General features: G+C 67.0%; 23 protein-coding genes. 6 read left to right on the top strand and 17 right to left on the bottom strand.

Annotated elements, in window-relative coordinates; all coding sequences use genetic code 11:
- Positions 1 to 151 precede the first annotated feature (151 nt).
- A complete protein-coding gene (locus tag CAL25_RS17110) occupies positions 152 to 1519 on the top strand; it encodes a dicarboxylate/amino acid:cation symporter (RefSeq protein ID WP_094802181.1) in 1368 nt (455 codons plus the stop codon).
- A gap of 92 nt (positions 1520 to 1611) precedes the next feature.
- Here the strand turns inward: CAL25_RS17110 and CAL25_RS17105 are convergent, their stop codons facing one another.
- From CAL25_RS17105 to CAL25_RS17075, 7 genes are all read right to left on the bottom strand, one after another.
- On the bottom strand, positions 1612 to 2220 hold the full coding sequence (locus tag CAL25_RS17105) for a Maf family protein (protein ID WP_094802179.1): 609 nt from the start codon (positions 2218 to 2220) through the stop codon (positions 1612 to 1614).
- On the bottom strand, positions 2217 to 2687 hold the full coding sequence (rlmH, locus tag CAL25_RS17100) for a 23S rRNA (pseudouridine(1915)-N(3))-methyltransferase RlmH (protein WP_094802177.1): 471 nt from the start codon (positions 2685 to 2687) through the stop codon (positions 2217 to 2219). Before rlmH ends, CAL25_RS17105 begins: the two co-directional genes overlap by 4 nt.
- A gap of 10 nt (positions 2688 to 2697) precedes the next feature.
- Positions 2698 to 3084, bottom strand: a complete 387-nt coding sequence (gene rsfS, locus CAL25_RS17095; RefSeq protein ID WP_094802175.1) for a ribosome silencing factor — start codon at positions 3082 to 3084, stop codon at positions 2698 to 2700.
- 99 nt (positions 3085 to 3183) lie between these two features.
- A complete protein-coding gene (gene nadD, locus CAL25_RS17090) occupies positions 3184 to 3771 on the bottom strand; it encodes a nicotinate (nicotinamide) nucleotide adenylyltransferase (protein WP_094802173.1) in 588 nt (195 codons plus the stop codon).
- Between the two features lie 8 nt (positions 3772 to 3779).
- Complete coding sequence (gene hemF / locus CAL25_RS17085) at positions 3780 to 4703, bottom strand: oxygen-dependent coproporphyrinogen oxidase (protein ID WP_094802171.1); 924 nt, start codon at positions 4701 to 4703, stop codon at positions 3780 to 3782.
- An 11-nt stretch (positions 4704 to 4714) separates the two neighbouring features.
- Positions 4715 to 6025 carry a phosphoribosylamine--glycine ligase gene (purD, locus tag CAL25_RS17080; RefSeq protein ID WP_094802169.1) on the bottom strand — a complete coding sequence of 437 codons (1311 nt, stop codon included), beginning with the start codon at positions 6023 to 6025 and terminating at the stop codon, positions 4715 to 4717.
- 116 nt (positions 6026 to 6141) lie between these two features.
- Positions 6142 to 6873, bottom strand: coding sequence for a YebC/PmpR family DNA-binding transcriptional regulator (locus CAL25_RS17075; protein WP_094802167.1), 732 nt, complete (start codon positions 6871 to 6873; stop codon positions 6142 to 6144).
- A gap of 152 nt (positions 6874 to 7025) precedes the next feature.
- Here CAL25_RS17075 and CAL25_RS17070 point away from each other — a divergent pair, with 152 nt between their 5' ends.
- Together CAL25_RS17070 and CAL25_RS17065 are read left to right on the top strand one after the other, a co-directional pair.
- Positions 7026 to 8549, top strand: coding sequence for a helicase HerA-like C-terminal domain-containing protein (locus CAL25_RS17070; protein ID WP_094802165.1), 1524 nt, complete (start codon positions 7026 to 7028; stop codon positions 8547 to 8549).
- Positions 8550 to 8698: 149 nt separating this feature from the next.
- Positions 8699 to 8887 carry a hypothetical protein gene (locus tag CAL25_RS17065; RefSeq protein WP_094802163.1) on the top strand — a complete coding sequence of 63 codons (189 nt, stop codon included), beginning with the start codon at positions 8699 to 8701 and terminating at the stop codon, positions 8885 to 8887.
- A gap of 72 nt (positions 8888 to 8959) precedes the next feature.
- Here CAL25_RS17065 and CAL25_RS17060 read toward each other — a convergent pair whose 3' ends face one another.
- Positions 8960 to 10327: an aspartate aminotransferase family protein gene (locus CAL25_RS17060; RefSeq protein WP_094802161.1), complete on the bottom strand. Its 1368-nt coding sequence runs from the start codon at positions 10325 to 10327 to the stop codon at positions 8960 to 8962.
- A gap of 290 nt (positions 10328 to 10617) precedes the next feature.
- On the opposite strand from CAL25_RS17060, the gene CAL25_RS17055 reads away from it, so the two are divergent.
- Complete coding sequence (locus CAL25_RS17055) at positions 10618 to 11460, top strand: 2-hydroxyacid dehydrogenase (protein ID WP_094802234.1); 843 nt, start codon at positions 10618 to 10620, stop codon at positions 11458 to 11460.
- A 112-nt stretch (positions 11461 to 11572) separates the two neighbouring features.
- On the opposite strand, the gene CAL25_RS17050 is transcribed toward CAL25_RS17055, so the two are convergent.
- The 9 genes from CAL25_RS17050 to CAL25_RS17010 all read right to left on the bottom strand — a co-directional run bounded on the left by CAL25_RS17050 (position 11573) and on the right by CAL25_RS17010 (position 21916).
- Positions 11573 to 13066, bottom strand: coding sequence for an aldehyde dehydrogenase (locus tag CAL25_RS17050; RefSeq protein WP_094802159.1), 1494 nt, complete (start codon positions 13064 to 13066; stop codon positions 11573 to 11575).
- Between the two features lie 20 nt (positions 13067 to 13086).
- Positions 13087 to 13968 carry a DMT family transporter gene (locus CAL25_RS17045; RefSeq protein WP_094802158.1) on the bottom strand — a complete coding sequence of 294 codons (882 nt, stop codon included), beginning with the start codon at positions 13966 to 13968 and terminating at the stop codon, positions 13087 to 13089.
- Positions 13969 to 14040: 72 nt separating this feature from the next.
- Entirely contained in the window at positions 14041 to 15105 is a 1065-nt protein-coding gene (locus CAL25_RS17040; RefSeq protein ID WP_094802156.1) for a histone deacetylase family protein, read from the bottom strand.
- Positions 15106 to 15123: 18 nt separating this feature from the next.
- Positions 15124 to 15414, bottom strand: a complete 291-nt coding sequence (locus CAL25_RS17035) for a cupin domain-containing protein (protein WP_094802154.1) — start codon at positions 15412 to 15414, stop codon at positions 15124 to 15126.
- A gap of 24 nt (positions 15415 to 15438) precedes the next feature.
- Positions 15439 to 16704 carry a 4-aminobutyrate--2-oxoglutarate transaminase gene (gene gabT, locus CAL25_RS17030; RefSeq protein WP_094802152.1) on the bottom strand — a complete coding sequence of 422 codons (1266 nt, stop codon included), beginning with the start codon at positions 16702 to 16704 and terminating at the stop codon, positions 15439 to 15441.
- A 25-nt stretch (positions 16705 to 16729) separates the two neighbouring features.
- On the bottom strand, positions 16730 to 18358 hold the full coding sequence (locus tag CAL25_RS17025; RefSeq protein ID WP_094802150.1) for an ABC transporter ATP-binding protein: 1629 nt from the start codon (positions 18356 to 18358) through the stop codon (positions 16730 to 16732).
- 10 nt (positions 18359 to 18368) lie between these two features.
- Entirely contained in the window at positions 18369 to 19208 is an 840-nt protein-coding gene (locus tag CAL25_RS17020) for an ABC transporter permease (RefSeq protein WP_094802148.1), read from the bottom strand.
- The gene (locus CAL25_RS17015; RefSeq protein ID WP_094802146.1) at positions 19205 to 20212 is read right to left on the bottom strand and encodes an ABC transporter permease; all 1008 of its coding nucleotides are present in this window, start codon (positions 20210 to 20212) and stop codon (positions 19205 to 19207) included. Before CAL25_RS17015 ends, CAL25_RS17020 begins: the two co-directional genes overlap by 4 nt.
- 129 nt (positions 20213 to 20341) lie before the next feature.
- Positions 20342 to 21916, bottom strand: a complete 1575-nt coding sequence (locus CAL25_RS17010) for an ABC transporter substrate-binding protein (protein WP_094802144.1) — start codon at positions 21914 to 21916, stop codon at positions 20342 to 20344.
- Between the two features lie 491 nt (positions 21917 to 22407).
- Here CAL25_RS17010 and CAL25_RS17005 point away from each other — a divergent pair, with 491 nt between their 5' ends.
- Complete coding sequence (locus CAL25_RS17005) at positions 22408 to 23961, top strand: PLP-dependent aminotransferase family protein (RefSeq protein ID WP_094802142.1); 1554 nt, start codon at positions 22408 to 22410, stop codon at positions 23959 to 23961.
- A 122-nt stretch (positions 23962 to 24083) separates the two neighbouring features.
- Positions 24084 to 25196: a tartrate dehydrogenase gene (locus tag CAL25_RS17000; protein WP_094802232.1), complete on the top strand. Its 1113-nt coding sequence runs from the start codon at positions 24084 to 24086 to the stop codon at positions 25194 to 25196.
- Positions 25197 to 25248 lie beyond the last annotated feature (52 nt).

Below are 25248 nucleotides of genomic sequence, written 5' to 3'. Positions count from 1 at the left end.
TTGCTTGAAATCCTACGAGTCGGTCGAAACTGGCACAGGCTTTGCATAAGAAAAGACGGTGCCGCGGCAACGTGGCTTCATAAACGTCAAAACATAACCGCCTGGAGAGTGGCCGCGTGGCTGCCCGAGGGTTTCTGGTGGGGACATCCCGATGATCGACATGGATCAAGGCGCCGGCACGCCGGTGCGCAAGCAGAAGTTCTATCAAATCCTGTACGTGCAGGTGCTGTTCGCGATTGTGGTGGGCGTGCTGCTCGGCTACTTCAAGCCCGACCTGGGCGAAGCCATGAAGCCGCTGGGCGACGGTTTCATCAAGCTGGTCAAGATGATCATCGCGCCGGTGATCTTCATCACCGTGGCGACCGGCATCGCGGCCATGAGCGACCTGAAGAAGGTGGGCCGCGTGGCGGGCAAGTCCATGCTGTACTTCCTGGTCTTCTCGACGCTGGCGCTCATCATCGGCATGCTGGTCAGCCACATCGTGCAGCCGGGTGCGGGTCTGCACATCGATCCGGCCTCGCTGGACCAGAAGCAGGTGGCCGATTACGTGACGAAGGCGCACGATTCGACCATCACGGGCTTTCTGCTCAACATCATCCCGTCGACGATCTTCAGCCCGTTCGTGAGCGGCGACATCCTGCAGGTGCTGTTCGTGGCCGTGCTGTTCGGCATCTCGATGGCGCTGGTGGGCGAACGCGCCAAGCCGATCCTGGACTTCCTGAATGCGCTGTCGCGGCCGGTGTTCAAGCTGGTGGCCATTCTGATGCGCGCGGCGCCCGTGGGTGCGTTCGGCGCCATGGCCTTCACCATCGGCAAGTACGGCATCAAGTCGGTGATCAACCTGGCCATGCTGGTCGGCACGTTCTACGCCACCTCGGTCCTGTTCGTGGTCGTGGTGCTGGGGCTGGTCGCGCGTTACAACGGCTTTTCGATCATCAAGCTCGTGCGCTACATCCGCGAAGAGCTGCTGCTGGTGCTCGGCACGAGCTCGTCCGAAGCCGCTCTGCCCACGCTGATGCAGAAGATGGAGCGCGCAGGGTGTTCCAAGTCGGTGGTAGGCCTGGTGGTCCCGACCGGTTACTCGTTCAACCTGGACGGCACCAATATCTACATGACGATGGCGGCGCTGTTCATCGCCCAGGCGTGCGATATTCCGCTCAGCCTCGGTGACCAGATCCTGCTGCTGCTCGTGGCGATGCTGAGCTCCAAGGGCGCCGCCGGCGTCACCGGCGCGGGCTTCATCACGCTGGCCGCCACGCTGTCGGTGGTGCCCACCGTGCCGGTGGCCGGCATGGCACTGATCCTCGGCGTGGACCGCTTCATGTCCGAGTGCCGCGCGCTGACCAATCTGGTGGGCAACGCCACGGCCTCGATCGTGGTGGCGCGCTGGGAAGGCGAGCTCGACCACGACCAGCTCGACGCCGCGCTCAACGGTCAGCTGCCGGACGTGGCGCCCGCCGTGCCCGAGGCCCAGCCGCATCTGCCGGTCTCGCATCAGCCTTCGCATCAGGCAGGTTGACCGCCTCCGCGGCCAGACCGCGGTGAGGATAAAAAAACCCGTTGCGCGCGCAACGGGTTTTTTCTTGGGGCGACGGCTGCGAGCGGCGCGCGTCAGGGGATGACGATGCCGGCCTCGCGCAGCAGCCCGGCGGTTTCGAATACCGGCAGTCCCATCACGCCGGTGTAGCTGCCGGAGATGTGGGCGATGAAGGCGCCGCCCAGGCCCTGGATGCCGTACGCGCCCGCCTTGCCGAAGGGTTCTCCGCTGTCGCAGTAGCGCTCGATGTCGTCCGCCTCGAGCACGCGCATACGCACCGTCGTGACCGACAGCGCTTCCGTGAGCGTGCCGGCATGAGCCAGGACGACCGCGGTGCGCACCTCGTGTTCGCGGCCGGACAGGGCGCCGAGAATCCGGGTCGCGTCGGCGCGGTCGGCCGGCTTGCCCAGCACCAGGCCGTCGAGAATCACGGTGGTGTCGGCGGCGAGCAGGGGGAGGGCGGGCAGATCGGACGCGGCCAGCCAGGCCATGCCGCGCTCGGCCTTGTCGCGCGCGGTGCGCCGCACATAATCGGCCGCGCTCTCGCCCGCCAGCTGCGGTTCGTCTTCGCCGGGTGGCGACGGGACGCGCAGCACCTCATGGGCGACACCGATCTGGGTCAGGAGCTCGCGGCGGCGCGGGCTGGCCGAGGCGAGGTATACGCGGGCGTCGGACACGGTCATGCGCGGTGATAAGGGTGATTGGTCATGATGGCCCAGGCGCGATAGAGCTGCTCCGCCAGCAGCACGCGCACCATGGGATGGGGCAGGGTCAGCGACGAAATCCGGATCATGCCCGCGCAGGAGGCCTTGAGCTCGGCATCCAGGCCGTCGGGGCCGCCCACCAGAAACGCGACATCGCTGCCGCCCGCGCGCCACTTTTCGAGCTGCTGCGAGAGGGCGACGGTGGTGAGGTCGCGTCCGCGCTCGTCGAGCGCGATGCGCAGCACGCCCGAAGGCAGTGCCGCGTCGATGCGGCGGGCTTCGGCGGCCATCATCTGGGCCGGCGTTTTGCCGCTGGTGCGGGGTTCGGGCTTGATCTCGCGCAGTTCGAGCGCGCAATCGGCCGGCAGGCGCTTGGCGTAGTCGTCCCAGGCGGTTTCGACCCAGCCCGGCATGCGGGTGCCGACGGCCGCGACGATCAGCTTCATCGGAAGCCGATCAGTACGGATCGGCGTCGGTCGGCGCCGGGCGGGACGATTCGGGCAGCAGCTTGACGCGCACCGGCTTGTCGCCCCAGATCTCTTCGAGGTTGTAATACTGGCGGATCGCGGGTTGCATCACGTGCACGACGATATAGCCCAGGTCGACCACGACCCATTCGCCGGTGTCTTCGCCTTCGACCGTCACGCCGGTCAGGCCCAGGGCACGGCCGCAATCGGCAGCGCTCGAGGCGAGTGCCCGGGTCTGGCGATTGGAGGTGCCGCTGACGATGATCACGCGGTCGAACAGACTCGTCAGGTGCGTCGTGTTGAACACCTTGATGTCTTGCGCCTTGACGTCTTCGAGGGCATCGATGACGGCGCGTTGTAGTTTCTGAATATCCATGGATGCAACTATAACCCGCCTCGCGCCGGGCTCAGGCCCGCCGCGAGGGTGAAAAGGGGATGAAAAAAGGGTGATAAAAACGGGGGCGGCCCCCGGGTGTCATTGGTACAGATCGTGGTGCGCGATGTACCGCGCCACGGACGGCGGCAGCAGCCCCTCGGTGGACTCCCCCCGCGCCAGCCGCCGGCGGATGTCGGAGGCCGAAATATCGAGCGGGGTGAACGGCAGCTCGCGCAGTCGTCCGCCCTGGCGGGCGAGCCAGGCGGCCAGCTCGGGCGGGGTCTTCAGGGGCGTGCCGGGGCGCACGGCCACGGCAAGCTCCACCAGGGTGGCGATCTCCTGCCAGTCGCGCCAGGTGCAGAAATTGGCGAGCTGGTCGGCGCCCAGCAGCCACGAATAACGCGCCTGACCGGGAAGCGCGCGGAGCGTGTCGACGGTGTAGGTGGCGCCGCCGCGTTCGATCTCGATCGGGTTGATCGACAGGCCGGCGTGGCCCTCGATCGCCAGCGACAGCATGGCCAGGCGGTGATCCGGGCTGGCGGCCAGCGGCGCGCGCTGCCAGGGGTTGGCGGCGGGCAGGAGCTGGACTTCGTCGAGGCCAAGCGCGGCGCGTGCCGCGTCGGCCAGCGCCAGGTGCGCCACGTGCACGGGATCGAAACTGCCGCCGAGCAAACCGATACGTTTCATGATGGCGCTCAGGCCCAGTCCCGCGGCTGCAGGAAGGGCGCCAGTTCGGCTTCGGGCGAACCCGGCTCGGGCTGCCAGTCGTAGCGCCAATGCGCCACCGGCGGCATCGAGAGCAGGATGGATTCGGTGCGCCCGCCGGACTGCAGGCCGAACAGCGTGCCCCGGTCGAAGACGAGATTGAACTCGACGTAGCGGCCCCGGCGGTACGCCTGGAAATCGCGTTCGCGTTCGCCGTAGGGCAGTGCGCGACGGCGCTCGACGATGGGCATGTAGGCCGGCAGGAACGCGTCGCCCACCGAGCGCATCAGCGCGAACGAGGCCTCGAAACCGGGCTCGTTGAGGTCGTCGAAGAACACGCCGCCCACGCCGCGGGTTTCGTTGCGATGCTTGAGAAAGAAGTATTCGTCGCACCAGCGCTTGTAGCGCGGGTAGTAGTCGGGGCCGTGCGGGGCGAGGGCGTCGCGGCAGGCCACATGGAAGTGGCGGGCGTCGTCGGCGTGAGGGTAGTAGGGCGTCAGGTCGAGCCCGCCGCCGAACCAGAACACGTCGGCTTCGTCGTGGCCCGGCCGCGCCGCCGCCATGAACATGCGCACGTTCATGTGCGTGGTGGGAATGTGCGGGTTGCGCGGGTGCAGCACCATCGACACGCCCATCGCTTCCCAGCCCCGGCCCGCGAGCTCGGGGCGGTGCGCGCTCGCCGACGGCGGCAGGCGCGTGCCTTTGACATGCGAAAACAGCACGCCGCCGCGCTCCAGCAGGGCGCCGCCCTCGATCAGGCGCGACACGCCGCCACCGCCCTCGGGGCGGTCCCAGGCGTCGGTGCGGAACGATTCCCCGCCCGCCTGCTCGAGCGCATCGACGATGCGCCCCTGCAGGCCGGTGAGGTAGTCGCGGACGGCGTGGGTGGGGATGCCGGAGGTGGGCTCGCTCATGGGCGCTCGGCTCAGGCGCCCGACTTGCCGGACTTCTGCTGCGAGGGCTTGAGCGCGCGCCAGCCGATGTCGCTGCGGTACTGCCGGCCATCGAAGTGCACCTGATTGACGACCTCGTAGGCGCGTTCGCGTGCGATGCGCACGGAGTCGCCCAGCGCGGTGACGCACAGCACGCGGCCGCCGGTGGTCTGGACCTCGTTGCCTTCGATGCGCGTGGCGGCATGGAACACGACGGCGTCTTCGGTGTCGGTGGGCAGACCCTTGATGACGTCGCCGGTGCGGGGCGGGTTGGGGTAGTTGTGCGCGGCCAGCACGACACCCAGCGCGGTGCGGCGGTCCCAGACGATGTCGGCCTGATCCAGCGTGCCGTCGACGGCATGCTCGAGCGCCTCGAGCAGGTCGCTCTTGACGCGCATCATGATGGGCTGGGTTTCGGGATCGCCCATGCGGCAATTGAACTCGAGCGTCTTGATGGGACGGTCGGGGTCGTCGCCGGCGGCGATCATGAGGCCGGCGTACAGAAAGCCGGTGTACGGAATGCCATCGCGCGACATGCCCTGCACGGTCGGCAGGATGATCTCGCGCATGATGCGGTGGTGCAGCTCGGGCGTCACGATGGGAGCGGGCGAATACGCGCCCATGCCGCCGGTGTTGGGACCCTGATCGCCATCTTGCAGGCGCTTGTGGTCCTGGCTGGTGGCCAGCGCGAGCACATTGCGGCCATCGCACATCACGATGAAACTGGCTTCTTCGCCGGTCAGGAATTCTTCGATGACCACGCGCGCGCCGGCATCGCCCAGCGAACCGTCGCCCAGCATCGCGTCGATCGCGCCGTGGGCCTCTTCGAGGGTCATGGCGACCACCACGCCCTTGCCGGCGGCCAGGCCATCGGCCTTGATCACGATGGGGGCGCCTTCGGCGTCGACGTAGGCATGCGCCTGCGCCGGATCGGTGAAGGTCTGGTAGCGGGCGGTGGGGATGCCGTGACGCTCCATGAAGGCCTTGGCGTAATCCTTGGAGCTCTCGAGCTGCGCGGCCGCCTTGGTGGGGCCGAAGATCTTCAGGCCCTGGGCACGGAAGACGTCGACCACGCCGGCGGCCAGCGGCGCCTCGGGTCCGACCACCGTCAGCGATACCCCTTCGCGCTGCACGAAGGCGGCGAGATCCTCGGCGGTGGTGTAAGGCACGTTCTCCAGCAGGTCGCCGTGCTGCGTGCCGCCGTTGCCGGGCGCCACGTAGACTTTGTGCACGCGGGGGGAGCGGGCCAGTCGCCATGCGAGGGCGTGTTCGCGGCCGCCCGAGCCAATAACCAGGAGTTTCATGTTGCGGTGATTCTGAAGGAGTTGCCCGGTGGCCGGGGAACTGGCGCGGTGCCCGCGAACGGGCGCCGGCATGTCGATGCGACGCGGCCCGCCAGAAGCCGCGTCACGGTCATTGCTTACTGTGCTTCGTCGAAGACGACGTTGGTGTAAACCTCTTGCACGTCGTCCAGACCCTCGAGGGCGTCGAGGAGTTTCTGCATCTTGATGGCGTCGTCGCCGGTCAGCTCGGTTTCGTTGAGCGCCTTCATGACGATGCCATCGACCTCGGCCTTGAGACCGGCGGTTTCGAAGGCCTTGCGCACGGTGGCGAAATCGGCCGGCGCGCAGATCACTTCGATGCCGCCTTCTTCGTCGGTGGCGACGTCTTCGGCGCCAGCCTCGAGCGCGACTTCCATGACCTGGTCTTCGGAGCTGCCCGGGGCGAACAGGAACTGGCCGCAATGCTTGAACATGAAGGCCACCGAGCCTTCCTGGCCGAGGTTGCCGCCGTTCTTCGAGAAGGCGTGGCGCACTTCGGCCACCGTGCGGGTGCGGTTGTCGGTCATGCAGTCGACGATCACCGCCGCGCCGCCGACGCCGTAGCCCTCGTAGCGCACTTCTTCGTAGTTGTCGCCGTCGGCGCCGCCCGCGCCGCGCTGAATCGCGCGCTGGACGTTGTCCTTGGGCATGTTGGCGTCGGTCGCCTTGTCCCAGGCCAGACGCAGCCGGGGATTGCTATCGGGGTCGGCACCGCCGGCGCGCGCGGCGACGGTGATCTCGCGGATGATCTTGGTCCAGAGCTTGCCCCGCTTGGCGTCTTGGCGGCCCTTGCGGTGCTGGATATTGGCCCATTTACTGTGTCCGGCCATGGCTTCTCGAAAAGTGGCTGCAAAAAGGCATTTTAGCGTGCCCGGCGCACCCTCGCCGGACCGTGACCGTAATGTGTCGCGAGCGCCACGCCCGCAAGCCGGGCCGGACGCTCTACACTTGACGCCACGCCAGACACCGCCGGAGAGTTGCCATGCCCGATCCGATCGTCATTGCCCGCCACGCCGGCACCGAACTGTCCCTTTTGCCGGGCCTGGCCAATCGCCACGGCTGCATCACCGGCGCCACCGGCACCGGCAAGACCGTCACCCTGCAATTGCTGGCGGAATCGTTCTCGCGCATCGGCACGCCAGTCTTCATGGCCGACGTCAAGGGCGACCTGACCGGCATCTCGCAGGCCGGTGTGGCCTCGCCCAAGCTCCAGGAGCGCCTGCGCAATCTCGATCTGCCGGAGCCCGTCTGGGGCGCCAGCCCGGTCGCCCTGTGGGACGTGTTCGGCGAGCAGGGTACGCCGGTACGTGCCACCGTCTCCGACATGGGGCCGTTGCTGCTGGCGCGCATGCTCGAGCTCAACGACACCCAGGAAGGCGTGCTCAGCCTGGTGTTCAAGGTGGCCGACGACGAAGGCCAGCTCATCCTCGACCTCAAAGACCTGCGGGCGATGCTGCAGCACGTGGCCGACCGCGCCGCGGAGCTCAAGCTGCGCTACGGCAACGTGTCGTCCGCATCCGTCGGCGCGATCCAGCGCAGCCTGCTGCAGCTCGAGTCGCAGGGGGCCGACCGTTTTTTCGGTGAGCCCATGCTCGATGTGGCGGATCTGATGCGCACCGACGCGCAGGGCCGCGGCGTGGTCAACATCCTGGCCGCCGACAAGCTCATGCAGGCGCCGCGCCTCTACGGCGTGTTTCTGTTGTGGCTGCTGGCGGATCTCTACGAGAAGCTGCCCGAGATCGGCGATCCCGAGCAGCCGCGCCTGGTGTTCTTCTTCGACGAGGCGCATCTGCTGTTCGCCGACGCGCCGGCGGCGCTGCTCGGCAAGATCGAGCAGGTGGTGCGGCTGGTGCGCTCCAAAGGCGTGGGCGTGTATTTCGTTACCCAGAATCCGCTGGACATCCCCGATACGGTGCTCGGGCAACTGGGCAACCGCATCCAGCACGCGCTGCGGGCGTTCACGCCGCGTGACCAGAAGGCGGTAAAGACGGCGGCGCAGACCATGCGCCCGAATCCTGGCCTGGATATCGAGGCCGCCATCACGGAGCTGGGCGTGGGCGAGGCTCTGGTGTCGCTGCTCGACGGGAAGGGCCGTCCCACCCCCACCGAGCGCGCCTGGATTCTGCCGCCGGGCAGCCGCATCGGCCCCGCCAGCGCCGCCGAGCGGCAGGCCGTGCGCCAGGGGATGCCGCTCGCGGCAAAGTACGAGCAAAGCGTCGACCGCGAGTCCGCCTACGAGGTGCTGGTGCAGCGCGCCGCGCGCCCCGCGGAGAGCGCCGGAAAGCCGCAGCCGCCCGCCCCGGCTGGAAAAGCGGGGACGGCGCCCGCCGAAGAGGAGGGCGGCCTGCTCAAAGGGCTGAACGATATTCTGTTCGGCTCGACCGGCCCGCGCGGCGGCAAGCGCGACGGGGTGGTGCAGTCGGTGGCCAAGAGCACCGCGCGGCAGGTGGCGCGTGAACTCGTGCGTGGCGTGCTGGGTTCGCTACTGGGATCGCGTCGGCGATAGCCGATTGCGTCGGCCCTGGCGCGCCGCCGGGGCCGTTCTACGTCGCTTATGCGCGGCCTGTTTCGCTGCGTTTCATGACCGGAACCGCCGCCTTCGCGCGGCGGTCTTTATCTGTGGCGGCCTTGGTTTATGCCGCGATGGAGCAGGTCATGAAGATGCTGATGCGCGCGCTGGGCGGCACTGCCGTGCTGGCGCTGTTGGGCGGATGCGTGGTGGTACCGGCCCGGCCGGCCGCGGTGGTGCGGCCGTATTACTCTCAGCCCTACTATGTGCAGCCCTATTACGTGCAGCCGTATTACCGGTACCCGCGCGGCTATGGACGGCCTTACTACTGGTAGGCGAGGGCGGCGCTGCGGCATCCGGCCCCGCGTGTGGCGGACCGGATGCCGTGACGGGTGGCCAGGCGTGGCTTAGCGGCCGAGCTTGGCCGCCGTGTCGTCGAGCACGCGCGCGAAGCGGGCGACCATGTCGCGCACCTGGCTGGCGCTGATGATGAGCGGCGGGCAGAACGCAACGGTGTCCTGGATGCCGCGCACGATCAGACCGTGATCGTGGGCGCGTTCGTAGGCGTAGGCGCCGGCGCTGCCGAGCGGATCGAACGGCGCGCGCGTTGCCTTGTCGGCCACGAGCTCGACACCGGCGATGAGGCCGACGCCCCGCACTTCGCCCACCAGCGGGTGACCGGACAGCGCGTTGAGCTCCTGGTGCAGCAGCTCGCCCATGTCGGCGGCATGCGCGATGAGACCGCGTTCGTCGATGATGCGGAGGTTTTCGAGCGCGACCGCGGTGGCCACCGGATGGCCGCTGGCGGTATAGCCGTGGCCGAAGGTGCCGAGCTTGCCGCTGTGAGCGGCCACCGTGTCGGCCACCTTGGAATTGAGCAGCACGGCGCCCAGCGGCTGGTACGACGAGGTGATCTGCTTGGACAGCACCATGATGTCGGGCTCGATGCCGAACACGTCGGAACCGAAGCGCTTGCCCAGACGGCCGAAGCCGGTGATGACTTCGTCGGCCACGATCAGCACATCGTATTTGCGGCAGACGGCCTGGATCTTGTCCCAGTAGGTGCGGGGCGGAACGATCACGCCGCCGGCGCCCATGACCGGTTCGCCGATGAACGCGCCCACGGTGTCGGCGCCCTCGCGCAGGATCAGCGCTTCGAGCTCGTCGGCCAGACGCGTGGCGAAGTCTTCTTCGGTTTCGTTGGGCAGCGCGTAGCGGTAGTGGTGCGGGCAGGCCGTGTGCAGCATCTGCGGCAGCGGCAGGTCGAAGTCTTTGTGGTTGCCGGCCAGGCCGGTCATGCTGGCCGAAGCCACGGTCACGCCGTGATAGCCGCGCTGGCGCGCAATGATTTTTTTCTTGGCGCGCTGGCCCAGGGCGTTGTGGTAGTACCAGACCAGCTTGACGACGGTGTCGTTGGCCTCGGAGCCCGAGTTGGTGAAGAAGACCTTGGCCATGCGGCCTTCGGTATAGCCGATCAGGCGCTCGGAAAGCTCGATCACGCTCGGATGCGACTTGTGCGTGAACGTGTGATAGTAGGGCAGCTCTTGCAACTGGCGCGTGGCCGCGTCGACCAGCCGCGGTTCGCCGAAGCCCACCGCCACGCTCCACAGCCCCGCCATGCCTTCGAGGTAGCGGTTGCCTTGATCGTCGTAGACGTAGATGCCTTCGCCGCGCGTCATGATGCGCGGTCCGACCTCACCGTGCTTGACGGCGTTGGTGTAGGGATGAAGCTGGAAGTCTACGTCTTGCTGCTGAGTGGGACTGAGAGTGGACATGAACGTCGGTTCCGGGAGGTGTGGCCACGATGGCCACGCGCGGTGCGCCATCGTCGCAAATCAGTGCCAGCGTGCTGCGTGGCTGGGATATCATCGGGATGCATTATCCGCCAATCCGCAGCGCCTCACACGCGCGTGTCCGCCAGTCGTGACGCATTTCGCGGTTTTTTTTCAGTCAGCACGAAGTACGGGTCCCAAACGTGAAAGTTATCTTTTCTTCGAGTCATGAAATCGAACCGGCCGAGTGGCTCGATCCGCTTGCCGCCGCCTTGCCGGGCACGGAAGTCGTGATGTGGCATGCCGATCAGCCCGTGCAGGATGCCGATATCGCGGTCGTCTGGAACGCGCCCGATGCGCTGTTCGCACGGGAGCGCAAGCTGCGCGTGGCGTTCAATCTCGGCGCCGGCGTCGACGCGCTGTTCCGCCTGCCCAGCCTGCCCGCCGATCTGCCCATCGTGCGCCTCGAAGACGCCGGCATGGCCGTGCAGATGGCCGAATACGCGGCGCACGCGCTGGTGCGCGCGAGCCGTCAGTTTGATCAATACGAAGCGCAGCAGCGCGAGGGCGTGTGGCAGCCGTTGCCCGAGATCGACCGCGCGGCGTGGCCCGTGGGCGTGCTCGGCATGGGCGTGATGGGCGCGCGTGTCGCCACCGCGCTCGCCGCGCTGGATTATCCGGTGGCGGGCTGGTCGCGCAGCGGCAAGACCCCCGACGGCATCGAGGCTTTTGGCGGTTCCGCCGGCCTGTCGCCGTTCCTGGCGCGCACCCGCGTGCTCATCAACACGCTGCCGCTCACGCCCGATACGCGCGATCTGATCAGCTTCGAAACGATGCTGCAGCTGCAGTCGGGCGCGTACATCATCAATATGGGCCGCGGCGCGCATCTGGTCGAAGAAGACCTGATCACGCTGCTCGACCAGGGCCATGTGTCGGGCGCCACGCTCGATGTGTTCCGCGAAGAGCCGCTGCCCGCGGGCCATCCGTTCTGGAACGACAAGCGCGTCACGATCACGCCGCACGTGGCCGCGCTGAGCCTGCGCCGCGAGACCATCGCCCAGGTGGCGAGCAAGATCCGCGCGTTCCAGCGCGGCGAGCCCGTCAGCGGAATGGTCTCGCGCGATCGGGGCTATTGAGCCGAGGTCGGCCGCCACGTCGGTCCCCGCGCGGGGGCCGCCGGGGCGCGCCGGCAGCTGCTGCGCGGCCCCCCGCTACGCCCGCCGGCGTCCCGGGGCCGCCGTCCCCGCCTTACAGCTTGAACCAGGTCGTCTTGAGCGCGCTGTATTTCTCCAGCGCGTGCAGCGACTTGTCGCGGCCGAAGCCGGACTGCTTTACGCCGCCGAAGGGCACCGTGACGTCGCCGTCGAAATAGCAGTTCACCCACACCAGCCCGGCCCGCAGGCGGCGCGACACCCGGTGCGCGCGCGAGAGGTCGGCGGTCCAGAGCCCCGAGCCGAGACCGTAGATCGACTGGTTGGCGAGCGCCACCACTTCGTCCTCGGTCTCGAAACGCGTCACCGCGAGCACGGGGCCGAAGATCTCTTCGCGCACGATGGTGTGGTCCGCGCCGTCGACCTCGAAAATCGTGGGCGCTACGAAGTAGCCGCCACTCTCGTGCCGCACCCGCTCGCCGCCGGTGCGCAGCCGCGCGCCTTCCTGCTTGCCGGTGCCGATGTAATGCATGACGCGGTCGAGCTGACGTTCGTCGACGATGGCGCCCATCATCGACGCGGGATCCAGCGGGTTGCCCGGCTGCATCTTGCCGGCCCATTCCTCGATCTTGGCGAGGAAAGCGTCGTAGACCTTGCTGTGCACATACAGCCGCGATCCGGCGATGCAGACCTCGCCCTGATTGTTGAAGATGCCGACGGCGGCGGCCAGCGCCGCGCGATCGAGGTCGGGGCAGTCGTCGAAAATGATATGCGGCGACTTGCCGCCGCACTCCAGCCAGATCTGTTTCAGGTTGGACTGACCGGAATATTCCATGAAGCGTTTGCCGGTCGCGGTCGAGCCCGTGAACGCCAGGCAGTCCACGTCCATGTGCAGGCCGAGCGCACGCCCGGCGACAGGACCGGTGCCCGGCACGACGTTGAGCACCCCGGCGGGTATGCCCGCCTCGAAGGCCAGCTCGGCCAGCTTGAGCGCCGTCAGCATCGATTGCTCGGCGGGCTTGAGCACCACGCTGTTGCCCGCGGCCAGCGCGGGCGCGACCTTCCAGCTAGCCATCAGCAGCGGATAGTTCCACGGCACCACCGCGGCCACGACGCCCAGCGGCTCGCGGGTGATGGTGGCGAGCGAGTCGGCATCGGTCGGTGCGATCTCGTCGTATTGCTTGTCGAGGGTTTCCGCATACCACTGATACGTGGTGGCGGTCTCGGGGATGTCGTAGGCCATCGTGTCGCCGATGGGCTTGCCCATGTCCAGCGTTTCGATGAGCGCCAGCTCTTCGGCATGCTCGCGGATCAGCGCCGCGAGCTTGAGCAGCCGCGCCTTGCGTTCGCGCCGGGGCAGGCCGCTCCAGGCGCCGCTTTCGAAAGCCCGGCGGGCGGCCGCGACCGCGCGGTCGATGTCGGCCTCGGTGCAGGCGGCCACTTCCGTCAGCACGCGGCCCGTGGCGGGATTGATGGCGGCGATGGGCTCGCCACCGCCGCTGACCCATGCGCCGTCGATGAAGGCCTGGTTACGGAATTGGATCTGGGCAGCGCGGGCTTCCCATTCTGAGAGCGGAGGAAGTTGAGACATGAGGAGGCTCCGAAAGACGTTCAGGCCGCGCGAGGGCGGCGCGTGACGAGAAAGATGCCGGCGGCCACGATCAGAGCCATGCCGGACATGGCCAACGCGTCGGGCGGCCGGTCGAACCAGAAGGTCGAGAACGCGACCGCCATCAGCAGATGGCAGTAGTTGAGCGGGGCGAGCGTGGAGGCTTCGACGCGCTGGAAGGCGGATATCAAAAAGATCTGGGCCGCGCCGTTGCAGATGCCCAGCCCCAGGATGAACAGCGCATCCCGCAGCCCCGGAAACGGGTCGGGCAGAAAGAAGGGGGCGGGCAGCGCGGTCATGACCAGGCAGACGAAGGCAGTGTAGGCGTACTGAACCGGGCCTGGCACCTTGCCCGCCAGTTTGCGCGTCAGTACCTGGAACACGGCATAACTCACGGCGGAGATGGCCATGAGTGCCGTGCCCAGCGCGGGCAGATTGGCGCCGGGGCGCACGATCAGCAGCATCCCGGCAAAGCCCGCGATCACGGCCGCCCATTGGGCGCGTCCCACGCGTTCGCCCAGCAGCCAGGGCGACAGGGCCACCATGATGAGCGGCGACGTGAAATAGATGGCGGTGGCCTCGGAAAGCGGCATCCAGATCAGCGCCGTCATGAAGCAGGTGCCGACGGTGCCGAGCGCCAGGCCGCGCACCAGCAGCAGCCCGCGATGCGTCTGGGTGGACCAGCGCGGCACGCCATGGCGCACCAGCAGGTAGGCGGCGAGCACCGCCACCGTGCTGTAGCGCATGATGTTCAGGAACGGCGCGGGGTAGAACTGCAGCAGATGCTTGCACGCAGCATCGAAGGTGGCGAACGACACCAGCGCCGCCATGAAATACGCAATGCCGGCGCCGCGTGACGGCGCGGCCGGAGAGGAAGCGCTCATGCCGCAAGCTCCTGCGACGGTGGCGCGCGGTCCGGTCGCCCGGACCGCGCCATCAGCGGGGTGTCCATGGCGTCAGGCCGGCACCGCCGCCATGCCCTGCATGAAGGCGTCGAGCGCCCGGCCGATGCTGTCGACCTGGTAGCCGCCTTCCTGCACCACCACGGTCGGCAGGCCCAGGCTGTTGATGCGCTCGCCGATATGGCGATAGGCATCGAGGTCCAGGCGCAGCACGCTGATCGGGTCGTCCTTGTAGGTGTCGAAGCCGAGCGCGAGCACCAATGCCTGCGGCCGGTAGTCGCGCAGCGCGATCAGCGCGTTGTCGAGCGCCTCCAGGAACACGGCATTGTCGGCGCCGTGGGCCAGCGGAAAGTTGAGGTTGTAGCCGTGACCGCTGCCGTAGCCCCGCTCGTGCGCATAGCCCGTGTAGAAGGGGTAGTAGGCGGTCGGATCGGCGTGCAGGGACAGCGTCATCACGTCCGAGCGCTGATAAAAGATGTTCTGCGTGCCATCGCCATGGTGCGCGTCGACATCGAGCACGGCGACGCGGTCCCAGGTCTGCGACAGACGATGCGCGGCGGTGGCGCTGCTGTTGAGATAGCAGAAGCCGCCGGCGCGGTCGCGATGCGCATGGTGACCGGAGGGGCGGCAGAGCGCATAGGCCAGCCCGTCGTTCTGCAGCACCCAGTCGGCCGCCGCGACGGCATTGTGGGTGGAGCGCAGCGCCGAGCGCCAGGTGTGCGGGCCGATCGGGCAGGACAGGTCGCTCAGGTAATAGCCCGTCTCGGCCACGATCGAGGTCGAGGGGCAGGGACCGCGCGCCGCGTGTTCGACCCGGCCGTTGTAATAGGGCGAGAGGTTGGGCAGCACTTCCATGCCGGGCTCCAGGCCACTGCCGCGCAGCGCCTGCCAGCGGGTGTAGGCATGCTCGAGGTAGTCGAGATACTCGTTGCTGTGCACGCCCTCGAGCGGGGCGCGGCCGAAGTCGGGCGGATTCTCGACGCTGATGCCGCGGCTCTGCAACATGGCGCGCAGGGTCTCGGCGCGGGCGGGCAGATCGGTGGGCGCGCACAGGCGGCCCAGACGCATGAACTGCTGCGGTTCATGCAGCAGCTGTTCTTCTGAAAAAAACGCCTTCATGGTGGTCCTCGCGATGGCTTATGCGTGCTTGAGTTCGATCTCGACGAAGACGAATTCGGTGTCGTTGGGATTGATGACGTTGTGTTCCACGCCGACCGGGCGGGTATACGACACGCCCGTCTTGAGCGGGCTGCGCACTTCGCCGTCGGGCGTTTCGAGCAGCAGGTCGCCGGTGCTGATCGGCACCACCACGTAGTGCATGCCATGGCGGTGCCAGCCGGTCTCGCCGCCGGGCGGAAAGCGCCACTCGGTGACCTTGACCTGGTCGTTGTCGATCTGCACGGTCGGGATCGCACTGGGACGGTTCATCGATGTCTCCTTGGATGTGTATGTTCAGCCGCGCAACGCCTGACCCAGGATGTCCAGCGCCTCGTCCATCAATGCTTCGGTGATGGTGAGCGGGAACAGGAACCGGATCACGTTGCCGTCGGTGCCGCAGGTGAGCAGCAGCAGGCCTTTCTCGAGCGCGCGCGCCTGCACGCGCCGGGTGAATTCGGGGCTCGGCGCATCGGAGCCGGGCTGGCGGAACTCCACCGCCACCATGGCGCCGAGCGCGCGCACCTCGGCGATCTCGGGCACCTCGTGCCGCAGCTCGTCGAGATAGTGGCGCAGGCGATCGCCGAGCTGGGTGCCCCGCGCCAGCAGGTCTTCCTGCTCGATCACCTTGATCACTTCCAGCGCCGACGCCACCGCGAGCGGGTTGCCGGCGTAGGTGCCGCCCAGCCCGCCGGGGGGCGGCGCATCCATGATCTCCGCGCGGCCGCAGACGGCCGACAGCGGCATCCCGCCCGCCAGGCTCTTGGCCATCGCGGTCAGGTCGGGCGCCACGCCGTAGTGCTCCATGGCGAACAGCTTGCCGGTGCGGCCGAAGCCGGTCTGGACTTCGTCGGCGATCAGCAGAATGCCGTGGTCGTCGCACAGGGCGCGCAGCGCCAGCATGAAATCGGGCGGGCAGATGTTGAAGCCGCCTTCGCCTTGCACCGGTTCGATGATGACGGCCGCGACGCTGCGCGGATCCACGTCGGTCTTGAACAGCGACTTCAGCCCGGCCAGCGCGTCGTCGGTGCTGACGCCGTGCAGCGCGTTGGGGTAGGGCGCGTGATAGATGTCGGCCGGGAAGGGCCCGAAGCCCACCTTGTACGGCACGACCTTGCCGGTCAGTGCCATGCCCAGCAACGTGCGGCCATGGAAGGCCGACGAGAAGGCGATCACCGCCGGCCGCCCGGTGGCGGCGCGCGCGATCTTGACGGCGTTCTCGACCGCCTCGGCGCCGGTCGTGAAGAGCGCGGTTTTCTTGGCGAACGCGCCGGGCACCAGACGGTTGATCTCTTCGGCCAGCTCGATGTAGCTGGCGTAGGGCACGATCTGGTAGGCCGTATGCGTGAAACGCCGGATCTGCGCTTCGATGGCATCGATCAGGCGGGGGTGCCGGTGACCCGTATTGAGCACCGCGATGCCGCTGGCGAAATCGATGTAGCGGCGGCCTTCGATGTCCCAGAGCTCGGCGTTTTCCGCGCGGTCGGCGTAGAAGTTGCACATGACGCCGACGCCCCGGGGCGTGGCGGCGTCCTTGCGCTGCGTGAGGTCGATGTTGTTCATGGTGGCGTCTCGTCGCGTGATGCGCTCAGGTCTGCGCCTGGGTCGGATCCCAGTGCTGGCCCGGTACGGCGGCAATCAATTGTTGCGTGTACGGGTTCTGCGGGCGGTCGAAAATTTCCGACGGCGTGCCGTGCTCCACGACCTTGCCCCGATGCATCACCAGCACCGAATTGCAGATCTGCGCCGCGACGCGCAGATCGTGGGTGATGAAGATCAGCGCGATGCGCAGCCGTTGCTGCAGCTCGTGCAGCAGCTGCAGCACCTGCGCCTGCACCGACACATCCAGGGCCGACACGGATTCGTCGGCGACCAGCACCTGGGGTTCGAGCGCGAGCGCGCGGGCGATGCCGATGCGCTGACGCTGTCCACCGGAGAACTGGTTCGGGTAACGGTCGAACGCGGAGGGGTCCAGGCCCACCAGGGTCAGCAGCTCGCGCGTGCGTGCCTCGGCCTGCGCGCGCGGCGTGCCGTTGGCGACCGGGCCGTCGCTGATGATCCTGCCCACCGTATGACGCGGGTTGAGCGAGGCAAACGGATCCTGAAAGATCATCTGGATGTCTTTGCGCACCGGGCGGAATTGCGCTTCGGACAAGCCGGCGACGTCGCGGCCATTGAAGATGAGCTCGCCGCCGTCGATGCCGATCAGCTTGAGCAGGCACTTGCCGATGGTGGATTTGCCGGAGCCGGATTCGCCCACGATGCCGAGCGTCTCGCCGCGCCGCACCTCGAAGCTCACGCCGTCGACGGCGTTCACCACCCGCTTTTGGCCGAACCAGCTGCTGCCGGTGACGTAGGTTTTTTTCAGGTTGCGCACCTGCAGCACGGGCACGTCGCGCGAGGGCTCGCCCGATTCGTCGGCGCGCCGGTGCGGCACGGCGGCGATCAGGCGTTTGGTGTAGGGATGCTGGGGGCGATTGAGCACCTGCTCGGCCGGGCCCTGCTCGACCAGGATGCCTTTTTCCATGACCGCCACGCGATGGGCGATCTCCGCGACCACGCCGAAATCGTGCGTGACGAACATCACGCCCATGCCTTTTTCTTTCTGTATCCGGGCGATCAGCGCCAGGATCTGCGCCTGTGTCGTCACGTCCAACGCGGTGGTCGGCTCGTCGGCGATCAGGAGCGCGGGCTCCAGCGCGAGCGCCATCGCGATCATGACGCGCTGGCGCTGGCCGCCCGACAGGCGGAAGGGATACACGTGATAGAGCGTGGCGGGATCGGGCAGGCCCACGAAGGCCAGCAGGTCCAGCACGCGGCGCATGCGCGCGTCGCCCGGGTAGGCGTTGTGCACCCGCATGACTTCGGCGATCTGCTCACCCACCGTCATCAGCGGGTTGAGGGCCGACAGCGGCTCCTGGAAGATCATTGCCATGTCCTTGCCGCGCATCGCGAGCAAGGTGGACTCTTCCTGGCGCAGCAGATCCTTGCCCTGGAACAGGATCTGGCCGGCCTGCGGGGTGAGGTAATCGGGCAGCAGACCCATGATCGCGTTGGCGCTCATGGACTTGCCCGAGCCGGACTCGCCGACGATGCAGAGGATCTCGCCGGGGTTGATATCGTAGGAGACGTCCTGGACCGCATAGGGACGGTCGCCGCCCTTGGGCAGGGCGATGGTCAGGCCGCGGACGGAGAGTAGGGGCGTTTGCTCGGACATGGCAGGCTCCTTATTCGCCGCGCTTGCGCAATTGGGGATTGAGGGCGTCATTCAGGCCTTCGCCGATCAGGTTGATCGCCAGCACGGTCAGCAGGATCGCCACCCCGGGCCACACGCTCATCCACCAGGCTTCGCGGATCATCGTGCGCGCGGCGCCGATCATGAAACCCCAGCTCATCATGTTGCGGTCACCGAGACCCAGGAAGGAGAGCGAGGATTCCGTCAGGATGGCGGTCGCCACCATGAACGAGGCGGACACGATGATGGGCGACATCGCATTGGGCAGGATCTGCGAGCACACGATGCGGCCCGGCGTCTGGCCGATCACGATGGCGGCCTGGACGAACTCCCGCTGCTTGAGCGTCATGAACTCCGAACGCACCAGCCGCGCGGCCGGCGGCCAGGACACCACCGCGATGGCGCCCATGATCGAGTAGACCGAGGGGCCCAGCACCGCGACCAGCACGACGGCCATCGCGAGCTGCGGGATCGTCTGGAAGAACTCCGTGAAGCGCATCAGCAGATCGTCGATGCGGCCGCCGCAGTAGCCCGCCATGGCGCCCACCAGAACGCCGAACAGCAGCGCCACGCCGGTCGAAAGCAGGCCCACCATCAGGGACACGCGCGCGCCCCACACCAGGCCCGCGGTGATGTCGCGGCCGAGCATGTCGGTGCCGAAGGGGTAGGCCGCATCGGTGAAGGGCGGGATCAGCGGCGAGGCCACCATCATCCAGGGCGAATCTTCATAGATCAGCGGGGCGGCCAGCGCGATGGCCACCACGGCGAGCACGATGATCAGCCCGGCCACCGCGCCGTAATTGCGCATATAGCGTTTCATGAAACCTTTCATGCCGCGGCTCCTTGCTGGCCGCCGGCCGCGATGCGCGGGTCGATCAGGCGGTAGATCACATCGGTGATGAGATTGAAGACCACGACCATGATGGACGTGACCAGGAAGATGCCGAGCAGCAGTTGATAGTCACGCTGCAGCAGGGCGTCGAACATCAGGCGGCCGATACCGGGCCAGGCGAACACGGTCTCGGTGAGCACCGCGCCGCCCGCCATCTGGCCGAGCTGGATGCCGGCGAAGGTGATGACCGGCAGCAGGGCATTACGCAGGACGTGGGCGCGGATCACGCGGTTGGGGCTCACGCCCTTGGCGCGCGCCGTCTTCACGAAGTCCATGCCGATCACCTCCAGCATCGATGCCCGCGTCAGGCGCACATACACCGCCATGAAGAAGCAGCCGAGCGTGACGGTGGGCAGGATCAAGTGTTGGGCGATGTCCCAGGCACGCGCCAGGCCGGTGAGGTTGGACCCGACGGTTTCCATCCCGAATGCGGGCAGCCATCCCAGCATGACCGAGAACAGCAGGATGCCCATGAGCGAGAGCCAGAACAGCGGCGTGGCATAGAGCAGCAGCGCGCCGGTCATCACGCTGGAGTCGATCCAGCGGCGCTTGTTGGCGTAACGGGCGCGGGCCGCGACCACGCCCAGGAATACACCCAGAATGATCGAAAACAGGAACGCGCAGCTCATCAGCAGAAAGGTGGCGGGCAGGCGTTCGAGGATCAGGTCCAGCACCGGCACGTGATTGCGATACGAGAATCCGAGGTCGAGCTGGACCACGCCCTTCAGGTAGATCGCGAGCTGCGTCAGCACCGGCTTGTCCAGCCCGAATTGCACACGCAACTGTTCGACGTAGGCCGGATCGCCGGCGCCCGCCTGGCCGGCAAGCACGGCCGCGGGGTCGCCCGGCGCGAGCCGGATGAGAAAGAAGTTGATGATGACCACGCCCAGCACGACCACCAGGGCTTTACCCAGGCGCGAGGCGAAAAACGAAAGAAATTTCATGGTGCTTCTCCAGGCCGCGCCGGCACGGGCGACAGGTCTAGTGCTACAGGCCGCACCGCGCGGAGCGTCGTGGCGCGCCGCGCGGCGGGTCGGGCAGAACGGGGCGGCGTCGCCGCCGCCCGGGTGTGCTTACTTCTCGATGTAGACGTCGTCGAAGCTTTCGTTCAGGCCGATGGCGGTCTTCACGAGGTTCTTGACCTTGGCTCGGTGGATCGTGGGGAACTCCATGTCCACCAGGAAGCCATTGCCCACGTCCTTCACGATCTGCTGCTGCAGCTTGGTGTAGAGCTCCTGGCGCTTGGCCGGGTCGATCTCGGAGGCGGCGTCGGTCCACCACTTGTCGGTCTCGGGGTTGCTGTAGCCCTGCACGTTCGCGAAAGGCGAGCCCTTGACGATGTTCGACGAGATGTACAGGCGCTGCACGCCCAGCGCGGGGTCGCCGTACTGGTAGGTGAAGTTCGTCGTCACGTCGAAGTCCCAGTTGCCGGTGCGGCTGGCCCAGCCGCCGGCGTCGGTGGACTCGAGATTGACCTTGAAGCCGAGCTGCTCGAGCGCCTGCTTGGTGTACTCGCCCAGGCGGTCCCAGGTCGAACCGTAGGGGAAGCCGAGCTGGCGGATCGTGTAATCCTCGGGCTTGATGCCCGATTCCTTGATCAGCTCGCGCGCCTTCTTCATGTTGAAGTCGTACGCGGGCATGTTCTTGTCGTAGAACATTTCCGTCGTGACGAACGGGCTGGTCGAGACCTTGCCCAGGCCGAAGAAGATGTTGTCGACGATCAGCTTGCGGTTGAGCGCATGCATCACGGCCTGGCGCACCTTCAGATTGTCGAAGGGCGGCTTGCGCATGTTGAGGATCAGATACGCCTGGGGCGAGAACATCTCCCAGCCCTTGGTGGTGTATTCCGTGTTCGGCAGGGCGCGCAGACGCTTCACGTCGACGTTGTCGACGTCGCCGCCGCGCAGCACATCGACGCTGCCGCGCTCATAGGCCACCGCGCGCGAAGCCGAGTCCGGGATCACGTTGAACACGAGTTCGTCGAGGTAGGGCTTGCCTTCCTTCCAGTAGTTCGGGTTACGGGCCAGCTTGATGTATTCGCCGCGCTTCCATTCCTTGAACATGAACGGACCGGTGCCGACCGGCTTCTGGTTGGCCGGGTTGGTCGCGTACTCGGTGCCTTCGTAGATGTGCTTGGGCATCATCGGCGCGAAGCCCGGTTCGAACATCAGCATGAAGGCCGGGAACGGCGTCTTGAGTTTGATGGTGACCGTCTTGTCGTCGACCTTCTCGACCTTGTCGATGAACTTGGTCAGGATCACGCGGGCACGCGCATGGGTCTTGGGCAGCAGCTCGCCCAGCGAAAACACCACGTCGTCGGCGCTGAACGGCTTACCGTCGTGCCACTTCACGTTTTCCTGCAGATGGAAGGTGTAGCTCAGGCCGTCCGGCGCGGCGTCCCACGATTTGGCCAGGCCCGGCTGCGGCTTCAGGTCGAACGAATAGGTCAGCAGGCTTTCGTAGATCTTGCCCGCCACGAACTGCGTGGGGCCTTGCTGGTTGAGGGCGGGAATCAGGATCGGCGGCTCGGGCTGCACGATCATGCTGAGGGTGCCGCCCTTGGTCTGGGCGAGCGCGTTGCCAGCGGGCAGCGCGGCGGCCAGGGCCAGCGCACCGGCGGAGAGTTTCAGGAATTGCTTGAGTTTCACTGCGGGCCTCCCGGCTTGATTGAGAAAGGATGTGCAAGCTGCCCCTGTGCGAAAGCAACGGGTATGCCAACTTTTTCTCGGTTTGACGGCTAAGTGAAGCGACTGCGTGGTGCTGCATGTCGGTGCAGCGGCCGGCCGGGCGCGGGGCGCTTCGGCATCGTGGTGGTGCATTCAGTGCGTCGGTTCCTGCGGCGATCGCGGCAAGCGTCGCGTGACGGCCCCGGCGAAGCCGGCATGCGCGCGCCGCGCTCGTCGCGTGGCGAGCGGGCAGGGCGACGCATGCCGCGTACGATGCGGCGTGCAGGAATGGGCGGGTCGGCCCGGACTGTCGCGGCCGTCTGTGCGGCTCGCGGCGATCAGCATGTGGAGCGTGTCCGGTTGCAAGTTTTTCCCCTTTGCAATCTTTGGACTACTTATTCATTTCGCTTGCAGCGTACTTAATATTTGGTACTCTCGATAGGTCCAAATCGTTTTTCGTTGGTGGTGCCACTTTGAAAGAGTTGATTCTGGCCGAGTGTCTGCTGCAGCGCCTCGAACGGGGCGGCGCGTCCCCGCTGTCGCGCCAGATCTATGACATTCTGCGAGAGCTGATTCTGGCGGGCGACCTGCCGGCCGGCACCAAACTCCCTGCCACGCGGGCCCTCGCCACTGACACAGGGTTATCCCGTAATACGGTGCTGCACGCGTACGATCAGTTGCTGGCTGAGGGTTATCTCGTATCCGCGTTCGGAAGTGGTACCTTCGTTTCGGATACCGTTCCAGCCACGCAAGAGCCACTGTCTGATGCGAGCGCTGATGGCGCGCCCGCTCAGCCTCAGCCATTCACACTGTCACGCCGCGGCACCAAGCTGGTCCGGGAGGCGTCGGCGTCCGATCGCCAGTGGGGCGCCTTCGTGTCCGGCGTGCCGGATGTGTCGCTATTCCCGCGGGCCGTCTGGACCCGCCTGCAGAGCCGGCGCTGGCGCCAGCAGACGCCCGAGCTGCTGACGTATGCGCATGGCGCGGGCTACATGCCGTTGCGCCAGGCGCTGGCGGAGCATCTGCGACTGTCTCGCTCGGTGAAGTGCGAGGCGGATCAGGTGGTGCTCACCACCGGCATCCATCAGTCGATCAGCCTGCTGTCGCGCCTGCTGGGCGACAACGGCAACACCGCGTGGATGGAAAACCCCGGCTACTGGGGTGCCCGCTCGACCCTGGCGGCCTGCGGCATCACGCCCATCCCGGTCTCGGTGGACGACGAAGGCATGGCGCCCAGCCCCGAACAGCTGCGCGAGCCGCCGCGCTTCATCTTCGTCACGCCGTCGCACCAGTATCCGCTGGGGATGGTGATGAGCCTGGCGCGGCGCCGGATGCTGCTCGAGTACGCGCACAAGCGCGGCGCCTGGATCGTGGAAGACGATTACGACAGCGAGTTCCGCTTCGACGGCCGTCCCATCGCATCGCTGCAGGGCCTGGACCAGCACGATCGCGTGCTGTACCTCGGCACGTTTTCCAAGACGTTGTTTCCTGGTATCCGCCTGGGCTATATGGTGCTGCCGCGCCGCCTGGCGCCGCATTTCGCCACGGGGCTCTCCGAGCTCTATCGCGAAGGCCGGCTGATGGATCAGGCGGTGTTGGCCGACTTTATCGAAGGCGGCCACTATGCGAGCCATATCCGCCGCATGAAGCAGCGCTACGCCGCGCGGCAGGCGCTGCTACGCGAAGCCATCGTCACGCACTTCGGCGCCGACTGGCCCATCTCCACGCAGGAGGCCGGGCTGCATCTGGTGATGCACCTGCCCGACGGCACCGACGATCTGGGCATCTCGATCGCCGCGCGCACGCTCGGTCTCAATGCGCGGCCGCTGTCGCGATACTACGCCACCGAGCGTGAGGCGCGCCCGGGCCTACTGCTCGGTTATGCCTGCGTGCCCGACGAGGAAATCCAGCCGGCCTTCGAGCGGCTGGTGCAGGTCATCACGCCGGCGCTGGAGCACCGCGAGCGCTCGCAGCGCCGCCCGACCTACAGCGACCGCCTCAACGCCGAGGCGTGGAGCGGCGCCTGACGGCGTCCGGCGGACGGCACGAGCGGCACGCCGTGGCGCCAGCGGCACCCCGCGCACCAGTGGCACCCGCCTGAACGCGGCGGCGCCGGCCGCCTTTTGCAGCGGGCGCATTTATGCCTATGATGCGGGATCAGGTTTTATCCCCCATCACAAAACGGAGAGTTCGGGTGGCAGCAAAGAAACACAAGATCGCCGTGATTCCTGGAGACGGAATCGGCAAGGAAGTCGTGCCCGAGGGCCTGCGCGTGCTCGAGGCGGCGGCACGCCGCTATGACATCGGTTTCGAGTTCGATCATTTCGACTGGAGCTGCGACTACTACGCCAAGCACGGCAAGATGATGCCGGACGACTGGGCCAAGCAAATCGGCGGGCACGAGGCGATCTTCTTCGGCGCCATCGGCTGGCCGGACGCCGTGCCCGACCACGTTGCGCTCTGGGAGTCGCTCTTCAAGTTCCGCCGCGAGTTCGATCAGTACATCAATCTGCGGCCCGTGCGCCTGATGCCGGGCGTGCCTTCGCCGCTCGCCAACCGCAAGCCGGGCGACATCGACTTCTTCATCGTGCGCGAGAACACCGAGGGCGAATACTCGAATAGCGGTGGCCGGCTCTTCGCCAACACCGAACGCGAAGTCGTGATCCAGGAAAGCGTGTTCACGCGCATCGGCGCCGAGCGCGTGCTGAAGTTCGCGTTCGAGCTGGCGCGCAAGCGGGGCAAGCACCTCACTGCCGCGACCAAGTCCAATGGCATTTCGATCTCGATGCCGTGGTGGGACGAGCGCGTGGCCGAGATGGGCGAGAAGTATCCGGACGTGCGCTGGGACAAGTACCACATCGACATCCTGTGCGCGCACTTCGTGCAGCACCCGGACTGGTTCGACGTGGTCGTGGCGTCCAACCTGTTCGGCGACATCCTGTCCGATCTCGGCCCCGCGTGCACCGGCAACATCGGCATCGCGCCGTCGGCCAACCTCAACCCCGAACGCAAGTTCCCGTCGCTGTTCGAGCCGGTGCACGGTTCCGCGCCCGATATCTACGGCAAGGGCGTGGCCAACCCCATCGGCCAGATCTGGAGCGGCGCGCTGATGCTGGACTTCCTGGGCTACGAAGACGCGTCCAAGGCGATCGTCGCGGCCATCGAGCAGGTGCTGGCCGACGGTCCGCGCACGCCCGACATGCAAGGAAAAGCGAGCACGAAGGACGTGGGCGAGGCCATCGCGCGCATCGTCGCCGGTTAAGCCGCTTCAGTCGAGTACCAGGCCAGCCGCAAGGCTGGCTTTTTTTTGTCCG

It is taken from the genome of Bordetella genomosp. 5 (assembly GCF_002261315.1).
GTDB lineage: Bacteria > Pseudomonadota > Gammaproteobacteria > Burkholderiales > Burkholderiaceae_B > Bordetella.
This window is presented reverse-complemented; position numbering and strand designations above follow the sequence as displayed.

Excerpts from the sequence above, each read along its gene's own strand:
- CAL25_RS17035 (WP_094802154.1), bottom strand. The coding sequence starts at position 15,414 with ATGAACCGTCCCAGTGCGATCCCGACCGTGCAGATCGACAACGACCAG.
- nadD (WP_094802173.1), bottom strand. The coding sequence starts at position 3,771 with ATGAAACGTATCGGTTTGCTCGGCGGCAGTTTCGATCCCGTGCACGTG.
- CAL25_RS17105 (WP_094802179.1), bottom strand. The coding sequence starts at position 2,220 with ATGACCGTGTCCGACGCCCGCGTATACCTCGCCTCGGCCAGCCCGCGC.
- CAL25_RS17050 (WP_094802159.1), bottom strand. The coding sequence starts at position 13,066 with ATGTCTCAACTTCCTCCGCTCTCAGAATGGGAAGCCCGCGCTGCCCAG.
- CAL25_RS17070 (WP_094802165.1), top strand. The coding sequence starts at position 7,026 with ATGCCCGATCCGATCGTCATTGCCCGCCACGCCGGCACCGAACTGTCC.
- CAL25_RS17065 (WP_094802163.1), top strand. The coding sequence starts at position 8,699 with ATGAAGATGCTGATGCGCGCGCTGGGCGGCACTGCCGTGCTGGCGCTG.
- CAL25_RS17110 (WP_094802181.1), top strand. The coding sequence starts at position 152 with ATGATCGACATGGATCAAGGCGCCGGCACGCCGGTGCGCAAGCAGAAG.
- CAL25_RS17060 (WP_094802161.1), bottom strand. The coding sequence starts at position 10,327 with ATGTCCACTCTCAGTCCCACTCAGCAGCAAGACGTAGACTTCCAGCTT.
- purD (WP_094802169.1), bottom strand. The coding sequence starts at position 6,025 with ATGAAACTCCTGGTTATTGGCTCGGGCGGCCGCGAACACGCCCTCGCA.
- hemF (WP_094802171.1), bottom strand. The coding sequence starts at position 4,703 with ATGAGCGAGCCCACCTCCGGCATCCCCACCCACGCCGTCCGCGACTAC.
- CAL25_RS17025 (WP_094802150.1), bottom strand. The coding sequence starts at position 18,358 with ATGTCCGAGCAAACGCCCCTACTCTCCGTCCGCGGCCTGACCATCGCC.
- CAL25_RS17045 (WP_094802158.1), bottom strand. The coding sequence starts at position 13,968 with ATGAGCGCTTCCTCTCCGGCCGCGCCGTCACGCGGCGCCGGCATTGCG.
- rlmH (WP_094802177.1), bottom strand. The coding sequence starts at position 2,687 with ATGAAGCTGATCGTCGCGGCCGTCGGCACCCGCATGCCGGGCTGGGTC.
- CAL25_RS17015 (WP_094802146.1), bottom strand. The coding sequence starts at position 20,212 with ATGAAATTTCTTTCGTTTTTCGCCTCGCGCCTGGGTAAAGCCCTGGTG.
- CAL25_RS17020 (WP_094802148.1), bottom strand. The coding sequence starts at position 19,208 with ATGAAAGGTTTCATGAAACGCTATATGCGCAATTACGGCGCGGTGGCC.
- rsfS (WP_094802175.1), bottom strand. The coding sequence starts at position 3,084 with ATGGATATTCAGAAACTACAACGCGCCGTCATCGATGCCCTCGAAGAC.
- CAL25_RS17000 (WP_094802232.1), top strand. The coding sequence starts at position 24,084 with ATGCGGGATCAGGTTTTATCCCCCATCACAAAACGGAGAGTTCGGGTG.
- gabT (WP_094802152.1), bottom strand. The coding sequence starts at position 16,704 with ATGAACAACATCGACCTCACGCAGCGCAAGGACGCCGCCACGCCCCGG.
- CAL25_RS17055 (WP_094802234.1), top strand. The coding sequence starts at position 10,618 with ATGTGGCATGCCGATCAGCCCGTGCAGGATGCCGATATCGCGGTCGTC.
- CAL25_RS17040 (WP_094802156.1), bottom strand. The coding sequence starts at position 15,105 with ATGAAGGCGTTTTTTTCAGAAGAACAGCTGCTGCATGAACCGCAGCAG.
- CAL25_RS17075 (WP_094802167.1), bottom strand. The coding sequence starts at position 6,873 with ATGGCCGGACACAGTAAATGGGCCAATATCCAGCACCGCAAGGGCCGC.